Annotated in this window: 13 protein-coding genes; 10 read left to right on the top strand and 3 right to left on the bottom strand. The window is 68.9% G+C overall.

The window, feature by feature from the left end:
• Positions 1-99: 99 nt before the first annotated feature.
• The 5 genes from ACIQJ5_RS17015 (at position 100) to ACIQJ5_RS17035 (ending at position 4,672) form a co-directional block, all read left to right on the top strand.
• Positions 100-2,916: a DNA translocase FtsK 4TM domain-containing protein gene (locus ACIQJ5_RS17015; protein WP_402845547.1), complete on the top strand. Its 2,817-nt coding sequence runs from the start codon at positions 100-102 to the stop codon at positions 2,914-2,916.
• 26 nt (positions 2,917-2,942) lie between these two features.
• A complete protein-coding gene (gene pgsA, locus ACIQJ5_RS17020; protein WP_231092354.1) occupies positions 2,943-3,506 on the top strand; it encodes a CDP-diacylglycerol--glycerol-3-phosphate 3-phosphatidyltransferase in 564 nt (187 codons plus the stop codon).
• Positions 3,503-3,985: a CinA family protein gene (locus ACIQJ5_RS17025; RefSeq protein WP_402845549.1), complete on the top strand. Its 483-nt coding sequence runs from the start codon at positions 3,503-3,505 to the stop codon at positions 3,983-3,985. Before pgsA ends, ACIQJ5_RS17025 begins: the two co-directional genes overlap by 4 nt.
• A gap of 154 nt (positions 3,986-4,139) precedes the next feature.
• On the top strand, positions 4,140-4,448 hold the full coding sequence (locus ACIQJ5_RS17030) for a helix-turn-helix domain-containing protein (protein ID WP_231092356.1): 309 nt from the start codon (positions 4,140-4,142) through the stop codon (positions 4,446-4,448).
• Between the two features lie 2 nt (positions 4,449-4,450).
• Positions 4,451-4,672 (top strand): DUF3046 domain-containing protein, encoded by a 222-nt coding sequence (locus ACIQJ5_RS17035; protein ID WP_231092357.1) that lies wholly within the window; start codon positions 4,451-4,453, stop codon positions 4,670-4,672.
• 53 nt (positions 4,673-4,725) lie between these two features.
• On the opposite strand, the gene ACIQJ5_RS17040 is transcribed toward ACIQJ5_RS17035, so the two are convergent.
• Complete coding sequence (locus tag ACIQJ5_RS17040) at positions 4,726-6,075, bottom strand: MFS transporter (RefSeq protein WP_402845551.1); 1,350 nt, start codon at positions 6,073-6,075, stop codon at positions 4,726-4,728.
• 92 nt (positions 6,076-6,167) lie between these two features.
• Here ACIQJ5_RS17040 and ACIQJ5_RS17045 point away from each other — a divergent pair, with 92 nt between their 5' ends.
• From ACIQJ5_RS17045 to ACIQJ5_RS17055, 3 genes are all read left to right on the top strand, one after another.
• The gene (locus tag ACIQJ5_RS17045) at positions 6,168-6,782 is read left to right on the top strand and encodes an ArsR/SmtB family transcription factor (protein ID WP_402845553.1); all 615 of its coding nucleotides are present in this window, start codon (positions 6,168-6,170) and stop codon (positions 6,780-6,782) included.
• A gap of 244 nt (positions 6,783-7,026) precedes the next feature.
• A complete protein-coding gene (gene recA, locus ACIQJ5_RS17050; protein ID WP_231092360.1) occupies positions 7,027-8,079 on the top strand; it encodes a recombinase RecA in 1,053 nt (350 codons plus the stop codon).
• Positions 8,080-8,603: 524 nt separating this feature from the next.
• Positions 8,604-9,488, top strand: a complete 885-nt coding sequence (locus ACIQJ5_RS17055) for a regulatory protein RecX (RefSeq protein WP_402845556.1) — start codon at positions 8,604-8,606, stop codon at positions 9,486-9,488.
• Between the two features lie 366 nt (positions 9,489-9,854).
• On the opposite strand, the gene ACIQJ5_RS17060 is transcribed toward ACIQJ5_RS17055, so the two are convergent.
• The gene (locus ACIQJ5_RS17060) at positions 9,855-10,388 is read right to left on the bottom strand and encodes a hypothetical protein (RefSeq protein WP_402845558.1); all 534 of its coding nucleotides are present in this window, start codon (positions 10,386-10,388) and stop codon (positions 9,855-9,857) included.
• 187 nt (positions 10,389-10,575) lie between these two features.
• Here ACIQJ5_RS17060 and miaB point away from each other — a divergent pair, with 187 nt between their 5' ends.
• Positions 10,576-12,129: a tRNA (N6-isopentenyl adenosine(37)-C2)-methylthiotransferase MiaB gene (gene miaB, locus ACIQJ5_RS17065; protein WP_402845560.1), complete on the top strand. Its 1,554-nt coding sequence runs from the start codon at positions 10,576-10,578 to the stop codon at positions 12,127-12,129.
• Positions 12,126-13,034, top strand: coding sequence for a tRNA (adenosine(37)-N6)-dimethylallyltransferase MiaA (miaA, locus tag ACIQJ5_RS17070; RefSeq protein WP_402845562.1), 909 nt, complete (start codon positions 12,126-12,128; stop codon positions 13,032-13,034). Before miaB ends, miaA begins: the two co-directional genes overlap by 4 nt.
• A gap of 361 nt (positions 13,035-13,395) precedes the next feature.
• Here miaA and ACIQJ5_RS17075 read toward each other — a convergent pair whose 3' ends face one another.
• A complete protein-coding gene (locus tag ACIQJ5_RS17075) occupies positions 13,396-13,812 on the bottom strand; it encodes an organic hydroperoxide resistance protein (protein ID WP_231093003.1) in 417 nt (138 codons plus the stop codon).
• Positions 13,813-13,874 lie beyond the last annotated feature (62 nt).

Here is a 13,874-nt window from a genome sequence, read left to right on the forward strand (position 1 = left end):
CGCTGCCGCGTTGCGGCAGCGGCCTTCGCCGTCCCGTCTCTCCGCTGAAAAGCCGCGTCGATCCGGGCTGATGTCGGACGCCGGACGTACCGTGGGAGCATGCCACGTTCGTCCAACAGCACGGCCAAGACCGAGCGCCTGCCCGCCAAGACGGAGCGCGCCCCGGCCAAGCAGACGACGCCGCGCGCACGGAAGACCGAACCGGCGCCGAAGAAGTTCGTCGACGAGGCCGACAGGCCTCCCGTCGCCGTGCGCGCGTGGAACGGACTGGCCCACGCCGTCGGCGGGCTGTTCCGCGCCTTCGGTCCGGAGACCCTGGAGAAGGATCAGCGCCGCGACGGGCTGCCCTTCTTCCTCGTGCTGCTGGCCATCGCGGGCGCCGTGGTGGAGTGGTTCTTCATCGGCGCCGAGGTCGCCACCAACATCTCCGCGTACTCGTTCGGCGCGCTGATCGGCCGTGTCGCGTTCGTCTTCCCCGTCATGCTGGTCCTGCTGGCGGCGTGGCTGTTCCGCCACCCGTCCTCCGTGCACGACAACGGCCGCATCGGCATCGGCTTCATCCTCTTCACGCTCTCGCTGGCGGGCTTCTGCCACGTGGCCGGTGGCCTGCCGCAGCCAACCAAGGGCCTGCCTGCGCTGAGCGGTGCCGGGGGCCTGTTCGGCTGGATGCTCGGTCAGCCACTTTCCCTGCTGTCCGCGATCGGCGCGTACATCGTGCTCTCGATCCTCGCCCTGCTGAGCGTGCTGATTCTGACCAAGACGCCGCCGAACAAGATCTTCTCCCGTCTGGGTGAGCTGTACGCCTGGCTCTTCGGCGCCGAGCCGCGCGAGCCGCGTGAGCGCAAACCGCGCTTCGAGCCGTCCGATGAGGAAGAGAACGCGGATCCCGCTCAGGCGGATCTGCCGTGGTGGCGGCGCAACAAGACCGGCCGCGAGGAGGACCAGGACGGGCACCTCGGCTCCGACGATCTCACCGCGCTCCTGGAGCCGAGTATCGAGGGCAGCTTCGAGCAGGCCATCACCTCACCCACGCCCACACGAAGCGTGCCGGCTGCCTCGCCGGATGCCGCCACGGAAGTCCTCTCGGACGTGCGTGCCGTCGCGGATTCGCTGAGCAGCCCGGCGGCCCCGCACGGCGCGACCAGCATGATGGACGATCTCGGCGTCGACCTCGAGGACGAGGACGACGACCTTCCCGGACTGTCCAGCTTCGGCACGGACGGCCCCGCTCCCGGCGGCCCGCAGGCTCCTGCGGCGCCCTATCACCTGCCGAGCATCACCACGCTCGGAACGGGTCCCGCGGGGGTCACCCGTTCTGCGGCCAACGACGCCGTCGTGGCGGCGCTGACCGAGGTCCTCGAGCAGTTCAAGGTCGACGCGAAGGTCGTCGGCTTCTCGCGCGGACCGACGGTCACGCAGTACGAGATCGAGCTCGGGCCCGGCGTCAAGGTCGAGCGAATCACCGCCCTCACCAACAACATCGCATACGCGGTGGCCTCCAACGAGGTCCGCATCCTCGCGCCGATCCCGGGCAAGAGCGCGATCGGCGTCGAGATCCCCAACACCGATCGCGAGACGGTCACCCTCGGTGACGTGCTGCGCTCCGCGGCTGCCACCAGCAGCAAGCACCCCATGACCATCGGCGTCGGCAAGGACGTCGGCGGCGGGTTCGTGGTCGCGAACCTCGCGAAGATGCCCCACCTTCTCGTGGCCGGATCCACGGGTTCGGGTAAGTCCTCCTTCGTCAACTCGATGATCACCAGCCTGCTCATGCGCGCGAAGCCCAGCGAGGTGCGCATGGTGCTGGTGGACCCCAAGCGCGTGGAGCTCACCGCCTATGCGGGCGTGCCCCACCTGATCACTCCGATCATCACGAACCCCAAGAAGGCCGCAGAGGCGCTGCAGTGGGTCGTGAAGGAGATGGACATGCGCTACGACGACCTCGCGTCGTTCGGGTTCCGTCACATCGACGATTTCAACAAGGCCGTGGTGGCGGGCGAGATCCAGCTCCCGGCCGGCTCCGAGCGCGTGCTCAAGCCCTACCCCTACCTGCTGGTGGTCGTCGACGAGCTCGCGGACCTCATGATGGTGGCCCCGCGTGACGTCGAAGACTCGATCGTGCGCATCACTCAGCTCGCCCGTGCCTCCGGCATCCACCTGGTGCTGGCCACGCAGCGTCCGTCCGTCGACGTGGTCACGGGTCTCATCAAGGCCAACGTCCCGTCCCGCTTCGCGTTCGCGGTGACCAGCGTCACCGACAGCCGCGTCATCCTCGACCAGCCGGGTGCCGACCGGCTCATCGGTCAGGGTGACGGCCTGTTCCTGCCGATGGGTGCAGCCAAGCCCCTGCGCGTTCAGGGCGCCTGGGTGACCGAGGCGGAGATCGAGAAGGTCGTCAAGCACGTCACGGCGGAGGCCCGGCCGGAGTACCGTGCCGATGTCGAAGCGGTCACGGAGAAGAAGGAGGTCGACGCCGACATCGGAGACGACCTGGAACTGCTCCTCGCGGCCGTCGAACTGGTGGTCTCGAGCCAGTTCGGCTCCACCTCCATGCTGCAGCGCAAGCTCCGCGTCGGCTTCGCCAAGGCCGGCCGGCTCATGGACCTCATGGAGTCTCGCGAGATCGTCGGTCCGTCCGAGGGATCCAAGGCTCGGGACGTGCTCGTGACGCTGGAGCAGCTGCCGGTGATCCTGGCGACCCTGCGCGGGGAGACTCCGCCCCCGGCTGCCGCCGCGCCAGCTGCCGACTCCGCCGATGAGCTCCCGGCTGCGCCGGCCGCGTCCGAGACCGCGCCCACGACGGTCATCGGTGATGATCGCTATGACGTCGATCCCATCGAGGCCCAGTTCGCGGGTCGCCCGGTGGAGGACGACGAGGGCGACGAAGACGCCTGGCAGCTCACCGGCCGCGACTGAGCGTCCGCCAACAGAAGGAGCCTCCCGTGGCCGTTCCCCGGCAATTGCCCAACGCGATCACGATCGTGCGCATCCTGTGCGCACCGGTCTTCCTCTGGATGCTCCTTGCCGACGCAGGAGCAGACGGAGCGCTGCGCTGGTGGGCAGCCGTGCTGTTCATCGTGGCGATCGCCACCGACGGCATCGACGGGTACCTTGCCCGCAAGTACGAGATCGTCACCGACCTTGGCAAGCTCCTGGATCCGATCGCCGATAAGGCACTGACCGGGCTCGCCTTCGTCGGACTGTCGATTCTGGCGGAGCTGCCCTGGTGGGTCACCATTCTGGTTCTCCTCCGCGAGATCGGGATCACGGTGTACCGCTTTGTGGTCATCTCCGATCACGTGCTCGCTGCCGCCTGGATGGGCAAGCTGAAGACGGTGTTCCAGGCGATCGCGCTCTCGCTCGCGCTGCTGCCGCTGTGGCACGTGGTCGGGGAGTGGATCTGGTGGGTCAACGGCGTCTTCATGACGATCGCCGTGGTGCTCACGATCGCCAGCGGTATCGACTACATCGTCAGCGAGGTCCGCGGCCGCCGGAAGACGCCGTGACCGCGGCGGCGCTGCTGGATAGCCTGATCCAGCGACAGTGGAGCGTGGCGTGCGCGGAATCGCTCACCGGCGGTCTGCTCACATCCGCACTGGTGGACGTTCCGGGAGCCTCACGCGCGGTGCGTGGCGGCGTGGTCGCCTACGACACCGACGTGAAGCGCGCCGTTCTCGGCGTCGATGCGGATCTGCTCGCCCGGCGTGGGGCGGTGGACCCGGACGTGGCCCGTCAGATGGCCCACGGTGTGCGATCCGCGCTCGCCACGGCCGCCGGGCCGGCCCAGGTGGGCCTGGCCACGACAGGCGTTGCCGGCCCTGATCCCCAGGACGGGCATCCGGTGGGAACGGTGTTCGTCGCGGTGGCGTGGCCGGACGGCGCCGAGGTGCGCGGGCTTCAGCTGACGGGGGATCGCACCGCGATCCGTCACGCCACGGTCGCCGAGGTCATAGCCCTCGCACAGCAGACCCTCAGCGCCCGCTGACGCTCTGCCCGTGTGCGGGGGAATACCCTCGTGTCAACGGGGGTTCACTCCAATGGGTTCTGGGAGAAACTCCAGAACACACGGCTAGAGTGGGGCCACGGATGTTGTACAGTTACTCACCCGGAAACACCCACCAGACAGAGGGAGGCACGACATGATCCTTGTACGCCAGGAGATCGGCGATGTTCTTCGTGACCTCCGACAGCAGAAGGGCCAGACCCTTCGGCAGGTCGCGTCACGCGCCAGCGTCGCACTCGGATACCTCAGTGAAGTCGAGCGCGGCCAGAAGGAGGCGTCCAGCGAGATCCTCGCATCTCTCGCCGACGCACTCGATGTGCCCATCTCGATGATCATGCGGGAAGTCGGAGACCGCATCGCCGTCCTTGAGGGCATCTCCACCGTTCCCGACGTGGTGCCCGACGAGCTGATGGCCTCGGTCGAGTCCGAGCTGTCGCTGCGCTGAGCGTGCGGCGCAGCGAATTCCATCGCGCCGTCGACGCGGAGTTCGGAGCGCGGGCCCCGTCCATCGTCCAGGACCTCGTCCTGACGGCGGTGGGGCAGCGCACCGCAACCGAAGCGATCGAAGCCGGCGTCCCGCCGCGTGAGGTGTGGCTGGCGCTCTGTGTCGAGATGGACGTGCCTGAATCCCACCGACACGGCGCCGGCCGCCTCGAGCGCCGTCGCTGACACGCACAACAGCCCCGGAGTTCGCGGACTCCGGGGCTGTTCTGCGTGTCGGCTTAGGCGCGTGCCACGACCGGCTCCCGCTGGAACGACGCGGCGTGCGCTTCCCATCCGGAATCGACGGGGATCGAGCGAGTGGGTTTCGTCGCGAGCATCACGACGATCGAGGCGACGGTGAGGGCGATTCCGATGCCGATCGTGGATGACCGGCCGAGAAAGGTGAATCCGATTCCCGCGACGAGCGGCGCCACCGGGGCAACGATCCCCATCATCACGGACTCGGCGGCGTTCACGCGGCCGAGCATTGCCGAGGGTGTCGCCACCATCATGTATCCGCCGATGCACGCGTTCACCGCGGGGGACACCAGGCAGCACAGCATGAGTGTGACCGCGATGCCCCAGAGGGAGTCGATGACCACGAGCAGCGCGCTGCCGGCGGTGAACCACGCGAGGGCGACCACCACGAGCATCCCGGTCGGCACTGTGCGCACGGCCCACGGTGCAGCGAAAGAACCGAGGAGCATGCCCACGCCTCCGGATGCGGAGACGAGTCCGATCTCGAAGCCGGAGGCGCCGTTTTGCTGTAGCGCGTAGATGGTGGTCGTCACGATGACGCCGAGGCCCATGTTGATGAGCATGACGATGACGATCAGGTTCATCAGATCGCCTCGCCGCCACAACCATCCGAAGGCTTCGCCGAGCTCGGCCCGTGCTGCACGCAGGCCGCGGCGGGACGTCGGTGCCGCCGCGCTTTCGCGTTCGGTTGCGGACGGGCGGGCCGCATCGCGCTCGGTCCGGCGCACGAGGAGCGCCGACGCCACCAGCGCGATGGCATCGACCACCGTCATCACCGCGCCCACTAGCCAGGCGCCGGCCCCCAGCAGGGAGCCGCTGAGCGGCCCGCTCGCGAGGCTGATCGTCGCATCGCGGCCCTGGTTCGCGGCCGTGGCGCGGCCGACCATCGCGGCCGGCACGATGTCCTTCAGCATCGGATCCGTCGCCATCGCGAACACGGTGGAGGAGAACCCCATCACGATGCTCGCCGTGAGGAGCGTGGCGAACGTGAGCGACCCGCTCCAGGCCAATGCGGTGAACGCCGCGGAGAGCGCCGTGCTGGCGACGCCACCGACCACCATGATCCGTCCGCGCGAGTGGCGATCGGCCAGGACGCCGCCGAGCATCGTGGCGACGATGGTGACCACCACGGTGACCGCGGAGATGATGCCGGCCTGCACGGGGGAGTTCGTGATCATCAGGGCGATCAGTGGCATCGCGAACGACAGCATCCGCATCGACAGGCCGCTGCCGGTGTCGCTCACGAGCCAGTACGGGTACGGCGTGTGCCGCAGCGGCACCACGACATCGGCGGGTTCGCGGGTGTCCGCGACGGGAGGGGAATCGCTCATGGCATCACGATAGATTGCGCACGCGCAGTTGCGCAAGTGTACGTGCGCAACTGCGCGTGCGGGATTCCCGCCGACTGGATAGGCTCGGTGTCATGGGTGAGAAGGAGCCGTCCGAGCGCGAGTCTGCTGCCGCCGATGTCGAGTACATGACCTCGGCGAAGCTGAAGGCATACGCCCACCCGCTGCGCCGCCAGCTCATGCGTGTGCTGTCTCGCGAGGGGTACGGCCGGGCGGCGGATCTGGCGCGCATCGTGGGCAAGCCCGCCAATCAGGTGAGCTTCCATCTGCGGGCCCTGAGTGAGATCGGCTGGCTCGAGGAGGCGCCGGAACTCGCGCGCGATGGTCGCGATCGTGTCTGGCGTCTCGTGCCGAGTGCGCTGAACGTCGGCTCCCCCGAGCACCCGGCGGAAGACCGCGACGCCGGACTCGCCGTTCTGACGGTATTCGCGGCGGAGCAGCGCGAGCTCCTGGAACGAGTCAGTGCCTGGAGTGCGAAGTACGTCACGGGGGAGGACCCGCAACTGCGCGGCATGGCGATGGCGGGGTCGGTGCGCGTGACACGCGAGGAGTTCCGTGAGCTGTCGGAGCGGGTGCAGGAGGCGATTCATGAGTTCGCCGAGCGCCGACCGGCGGGCATGCGGATCGAGCCCGATGGCGATGTGCATGTCTACGACTTCGCCTTCCTCGCGGCGGACGAGACCATCTGACCTTCACCGGGAGAATGTTCGACACGCCGCCGTGTCGCACTCGAACGCGTGTTCGATTCGGCGTAAGCTCCTGCACAGGTGGAATCGATCGCCGGTTCCCTCACATTCCGCACCCGTCCCCGATCAATGTCGGAGGCCCCGCGTAGCGTGATCCACGGCGAACGGGCCACACGCCTTGTCGGAGATCCGTTCCTCGGACACGACAGCCTCTGGGCAGCCGCACAACACGCAGAAGGAGCAAGACATGCCATCGGAAAAGGACCGCGAGAAGGCGCTCGACGCAGCCCTCGCACAGATCGACCGTCAGTTCGGCAAGGGTGCGATCATGCGCCTGGGCAGCGACGAGCGCGCGCCCGTCGAGATCATCCCCACCGGCTCCATCGCCCTCGATGTCGCTCTCGGCATCGGCGGCCTGCCGCGCGGACGCATCATCGAGATCTATGGTCCGGAGTCCTCCGGTAAGACCACCCTCACGCTCCACGCCATCGCCAATGCTCAGCGCAACGGCGGCATCGCAGCCTTCATCGACGCCGAGCACGCACTCGACCCCGAGTACGCGCAGAAGCTGGGCGTCGACATCGACCAGCTTCTCGTCTCGCAGCCCGACACGGGTGAGCAGGCCCTCGAGATCGCCGACATGCTGGTGCGGTCCGGTGCCATCGATCTTGTCGTCATCGACTCCGTGGCGGCGCTCGTGCCCAAGGCGGAGATCGAGGGCGATATGGGCGACTCCCACGTCGGTCTGCAGGCGCGCCTTATGTCGCAGGCGCTGCGTAAGCTCACGGGCGGTCTGAACCAGACCAAGACCACGGCTATCTTCATCAACCAGCTTCGCGAGAAGATCGGTGTCTTCTTCGGCTCTCCGGAGACCACCGCCGGTGGTAAGGCGCTGAAGTTCTACGCGTCGGTGCGTCTGGACATCCGTCGCATCGAGACGCTCAAGGACGGCTCCGAGGCCGTCGGTAACCGCACGCGCGTCAAGGTGGTCAAGAACAAGATGGCCCCGCCGTTCAAGCAGGCGGAGTTCGACATCCTCTACGGTGTCGGCATCTCGCGTGAGGGTTCGCTGATCGATTACGGCGTCGAGCAGGGCATCGTCAAGAAGTCCGGGGCCTGGTACACCTACGACGGTGAGCAGCTCGGTCAGGGCAAGGAGAACGCCCGGAACTTCCTCATCAAGAATGCGGACGTGGCTGCGGAGATCGAGCGCAAGATCCTCGAGAAGCTCGGTATCGGCCAGCCGAAGGACCAGGCAGTACCGCAGGCCGCTCCGGCGCCGGCGCTGAAGACGGCGTAAGGCTGAGCGAGCGGCCCGAAATGCGCTCCGACGGGGGCGCTCGAACATGATTGTCGACATCCATGATCGATGACACGCAAAACGGGGGCGGGGAGCACCTCGCCCCCGTCACCCCGTTGTTCGGACGGCGGGGAGAGAAGCCGGCCTCCGGTACGGGGCACGCGCGCACGGGTGCTGAGAATGAGCACCCCCGGCAAGCCGGATCGGCGGCCAGCAGCGACCCGATTCGGCAGCCACGCGAAATCGGCGCGCCGCGCCGGGTGCGATTCACCGAAGTCGAGGATTCCACATCGGACGAAGCCGGGCGCTCTCGTCCTGGCGGAGCGTCCGGTGCATCCGCCGCGGGGCGTCACCGCGCCGGATCCGTGGATCGGTATGACGCCGACGGCTGGTGGATCGATCCTGATGCGGATCCGGCACCGCAGGACTCCGAGTCCGACAGCTCCTCGGGCAGTGGCCCGAAGCGTCGGTCTGGCGTCGAGCCAGAGCCGCGCACGGGGTCGTCGGTGAAACGTAGCCCGGCCATGCGTGCCACGAACGGGGCGGATGTGGGGGAGCGCGACAACACGCCCCCGCTCATGCGGGCATCTGATCTCCTGAAGCCGGATGGCGAGCGATCGAGCCAGCCAGTTGCCCTTCCGACTCGGGGGTGGCGAGACTCGCGATCCGGCGAATCCTCCGCGGATGACCGCTCGTCATCGCCGCACGCGCACGGCGATCGGAGCAGCCGGCCGCCCGGGGAGGTCGTCGCGGATCACGGCGAGCGTTCGGCTGCGGACGCTACCGCTGCCGAGGGTTCCGACCTCCGTGCAGGTCTCGACGCCCGCCCCTCGCGTCCTGCGCAGCCAGCGCGGGCGCCCCGGCTCCGTCTGCTGGAGTCGTCCGCGCCGGAGCCCGATGACCACGCGGCACCGGAGGACCCCCAGACGCAGCGTGAACGGGGCGAGGCGGCACTACTCAAGAAGCTACGCGGACGGGGATTGTCGGTCCGGGAGGCGCGGGCTTTCGTGATCGGACTCGACATCGCACCGGAGATCGCCGACGACCTCGTCGACGAATTCCTCTCCCTCCGCTATCTCGATGACGCAGTCCTCGCTGAACAGCTGATCTACACGGCGACATCTCGCAAGGGTCAGGGACGCCGCGTGATCGCGCAGTCGCTGTCCGCGCGTGGGATCCCTCGCGAGGTCATCGACGCGGCCCTCGAGGAACTGCCCGACGATGACGATGAACGGGCGCTCGAATTCGCCCGGTCAAAGGCGCGCTCCCTTGCGAAGCTGGAGCCGGAGGTGGCGTTGCGACGGCTGCTCGGGCAGCTCGCCCGGCGTGGTTTCGGCGGGAGCAGCGCCATGCGTGCTGCCAAGACCGCGCTCAGCGAAGCCGGCGGATCGACGGTTCGGTTCCGCTGACGCCCCCACACCACGCCGTCGGTAGCATGCTGTCGCTGTCGCTGTCGCTGTCGCTGTCGCTGTCGCTGTCGCTGTCGCTGTCGCTGTCGCTGTCGCTGTCGCTGTCGGTGGCGGTGGCGGTGGCGGTGGCGGTGGCGGTGGCGGTGGCGGTGGCGGTGGCGGTGGCGGTGGCGGTGGCGGTGTCGCTGTCGCTGTCGCTGGCGGTGCCGGGGCGGTATCAGACGTGCGTGCCCGTTCTCGAAGCCCTGTCAGACGCCGAGCGCGGGCGGGCACCTGTCGCCGTCCCGTGTTCTGGAGACGCTGATGGGGCGGACCGGAGAGTGTTCGCGGACATGCGCCGGAACCAGGCGGCCCGCGCACGCGCGGCTAGGGCGTCGCGCGCAGCCATGCCACGGCATCCGCCAGCGGGCGCGGTACCGCGTCCGCCGGAAGAGCGGTCGCCCAGGCTGCTGCGAGAAGCTCCTTGCGGCCCGCCCCCGCACCGGCGAACCGTCGCAGCTGGGCGGCGACGGGTTCATCACGCCACTGTGGCTGCCGTGACATCCGGTCGAAGCTGTCGCCGATACCCACCTGGCGCACCACCTCGGCCGCGCGCCGTGCCCCGAGTGCGCGGATGAGCTCTTCCTCGAGATCCCGGTCGCAGACGAAGACACGTACGGGCGGAAGTCTGGGGAGATCGTCGGCGGCGAGCGCGCGCGTCACGAATCCGGTCTCTCCGGCATCGCACAGCACCGCGGTCCGTGCGCCATCGTGCTGCGCTCGCAACTCACGACGCACATTCGTGATGCCCTCGAGCGAGACGACCTCCACCGCCGCCAGCGAAACGTTCTGGGAGCGTGCCAGCGCGACCACCGCGGCGACGTCGCTGCGGCCCTCCACGAACAACCGGGCGACGGGCACCCGTCCATTCAGCCCTGCCGGACGTCGTCGCGCAAGGGGCGGCGGGACGGGGGTGCTGCAGACGCGACGGATGACGCGGTGCTCCCTGTCCTCCTCTGATGCCCCAGACGCGGTGAAGAGGCAGGGCGCGGCGCCGAGGCCGGGGGACGGCGCCGAGGCCGGCGACGGATCGTAGAATGGCGGAATCATGTCTTCGCCTTCGAATGCCCCGACGATCATCCCCGCATCGCCCTCGGCGCTGCGCCCGGATGGGACCGCCCGCACCTACGAGGTGCGCACTCTCGGCTGTCAGATGAACGTGCACGACTCCGAGCGCCTGTCCGGTTCGCTCGAGAGCGCCGGCTACGTGAAGGCGGAGTTCGGCGAGGAGGCCGATGTCGTCGTCATCAACACCTGCGCGGTGCGCGAGAACGCGTCGTCGAAGCTCTACGGCACGCTGGGACACCTCGCCTCGGTGAAGCGCCGGCGCGACGGCATGCAGATCGCGGTCGGCGGATGCCTCGCGCAGATGGACAAGCAGGCCGTGGTCGACAAGGCCCCGTACGTGGACGTCGTCTTCGGCACGCACAACATGGGCTCGCTCCCCGGCCTGCTGGAGCGTGCGGCACACAATCACGAGGCGGAGGTGGAGATCCTCGAGTCGCTGGAGGTGTTCCCGTCCACACTGCCGACCAAGCGCGACAGCTCGTACGCCGGATGGGTGTCGATCTCGGTCGGCTGCAACAACACCTGCACGTTCTGCATCGTGCCGAGCCTGCGCGGCAAGGAGAAGGACCGTCGACCTGGCGACATCCTCAGCGAGATCAAGCTGATCGTGGACGACGGCGCGATCGAAGTCACGCTCCTCGGACAGAACGTCAACTCCTACGGCGTTGAATTCGGCGACCGCCAGGCCTTCGGCAAGCTGCTGCGCGCGGCGGGCGAGATCGAGGGTCTCGAACGCATCCGCTTCACGAGCCCTCATCCGGCGGCGTTCACCGACGACGTGATCGATGCCATGGCGGAGACTCCCGCGGTCATGCCTCAGCTGCACATGCCGTTGCAGTCGGGCTCCGACCGCATCCTCAAGGCGATGCGACGTTCCTACCGCTCGGAGAAGTTCCTCGGCATTCTCGACCGGGTGCGGGCGAAGATCCCCAACGCGGCGATCACCACCGACATCATCGTCGGCTTCCCCGGTGAGACGGAGGAGGACTTCCTGGAGACCATGCGGGTGGTGGAGCAGTCCCGCTTCGCCAGCGCCTTCACTTTCCAGTACTCGATCCGCGAGGGCACTCCGGCTGCCACGATGGAGGACCAGGTGCCCAAGGCCGTGGTCCAGGACCGGTACAACCGGCTCATCGCCCTTCAGGAGCGCATCAGCCTGGAGGAGAACGAGAAGCTGGTCGGCCAGGACGTCCACGTCCTCGTCTCCACCGGCGAAGGCAAGAAGGACGCCGCCACCCGCCGCCTGTCCGGCCGTGCGGAGGACAACCGGCTGGTCCACTTCACGCTCCCGGACGGTGCCGAGACTCCGCGTCCCGGCGATGTCGTGACCGTGACGATCACGCGCGCCGCCCCGCACTACCTGATCGCGGACGCCCCCGCCGGGCAGCCGCTGCGCCTTCGCCGAACCCGTGCGGGCGACGCCTGGGATCGGGCGCAGGCGGAGTCGTGCGGTGTGCCGGCACCGGCCTCACTGTCGGCTGACGGGAAGCGCGTGATCGGGCTCGGGCTTCCCGGATTGCGTCCCCAGGCGTGACGGCCGTTCCCGGCCTGTTCGCCGTCGTTGGCGCGACCGGGACGGGCAAGAGCGAGTTCGCGCTGGATCTCGTCGAGACGCTGCGGGAACGGGGTCGCGACGCCGAGATCGTCGGGGCCGATGCGATGCAGCTCTACCGGGGCATGGACATCGCCACGGCGAAGCTGCCCGTCGACGAACGCCGCGGCATCGTGCATCACCTGATCGACGTTCTGGAGCCGGGGGAGGACGCTGCCGTCGCGTGGTATCAGCAGGCCGCGCGCGAGGCGATCTCGGAGATCTGGAGCCGCGGCCATGACGCCGTCCTCGTCGGCGGGTCCGGGCTCTATGTCTCCAGCGTGCTATGGGACTTCCGCTTCCCGCCGCGCGACGAGGCCCTGCGGGCCCGCCTGGCGGGCGAGCTCGAGGCGCAGGGACCGGGCGTGCTGTTCGAGCGGCTGCGGACCCTCGATCCCGCCACGGCGGCGCGCATCGATGCGCGCAACGGTCGCCGGGTCATCCGGGCGCTGGAGATCCTGGAGCTCGGGGAGAGCACGCATGGTGCTGCCCTGCCGGAGGCGCCGGTGCCGTGGGCGCCGCACCGCATCCTCGCCCTGTCCGCACCGCGGGAGGAGCTCGTCCTCCGGCTGGACGCGCGCGTCGAGCGGATGTGGCAGCAGGGACTCCTGGCGGAGGTGAGCAGCCTGCGAGAGGCCGGTCTGGAGCCGGGGACGACGGCGGCGCGCGCCATCGGCTACGCGCAGGCGTTCGCCCAGCTCGACGGCACGATGACCGAGCACGAGGCCATCGCCGAGACACAGGCCCTGACGCGCCGCTATGCGCGTCGGCAGGTGTCCTGGTTCCGCCGCTACGCGGATGCCGAGTGGATCGATCCATCGCAGACCCGCCCCTCCGCCGTCCTGTGACGAATCCGGCCTCTCATCGGCAGCCAATTCGTGGAGACGACGCCTTCTCCGGGTGAGCGGGTGGACCGGCGCCCTCGTCACGGGCTGGCGGACCGATGCCGCCCGTCCCCGATGGGCGGCGGGTGCATGGCCTGGCCGGGACGGCGGGACGCGTGGTGAGGGGCGATGTGCGGCGGATGTTCGCCGGCCGCCCGGGGAGGCGGTGATCGCTCGGGCACGTCTCGACCGACGGCGATGAGCGTAGGCGATTTGGCTGCAGGATCGAGAACCCGCGATGCGTGCTCTGGAGCGGCTGCGTGCCCCTGTGCGAGACAGCAGCCGGCTCCCTCACCGGGCGGAGAGGGAGCCGGTCCGCGTTGTCTCAGGCGACGGTCGCGTCGATGGTGACGGGGATGTTCCCGCGAGTGGCCTTGGAGTAGGGGCACACCTGGTGGGCGGCGGCGACGAGCGCGTCCGCGGCCTCCTGGTCGATTCCCGACACTTCCGCGTGAAGGGCCGCGCTCAGCGACGGTCCGGCCTCGGGGTCCAGGTTCAGCGTGACCTCGGCGACGACGGCGGAGTCCGTCAGGGTCAGTCCCTGACGGCGCGCGACAAGCTTCATCGCGGAGTGGAAGCACGCCGACCACCCGGCGGCGAACAACTGCTCGGGGTTGGTGCCGGCGCGACCGGTACCCGGCATGCTGAGGTCGAGCGCGAGGACGGCGTCGCTGGTTTCGACGTGGCCGTCGCGTCCGTCTCCCGTGGAGGTGGCGACGGCGACGTAGGGCTGCGTGGACATGTTTTCCTCTCAGACTCCGGCTGACGAAGGTAACCGGTTGAACTGGTGACGAGCTTGCCGCA

The organism is Microbacterium sp. GXS0129 (assembly GCF_044769785.1).
Lineage (GTDB): Bacteria > Actinomycetota > Actinomycetes > Actinomycetales > Microbacteriaceae > Microbacterium > Microbacterium nymphoidis.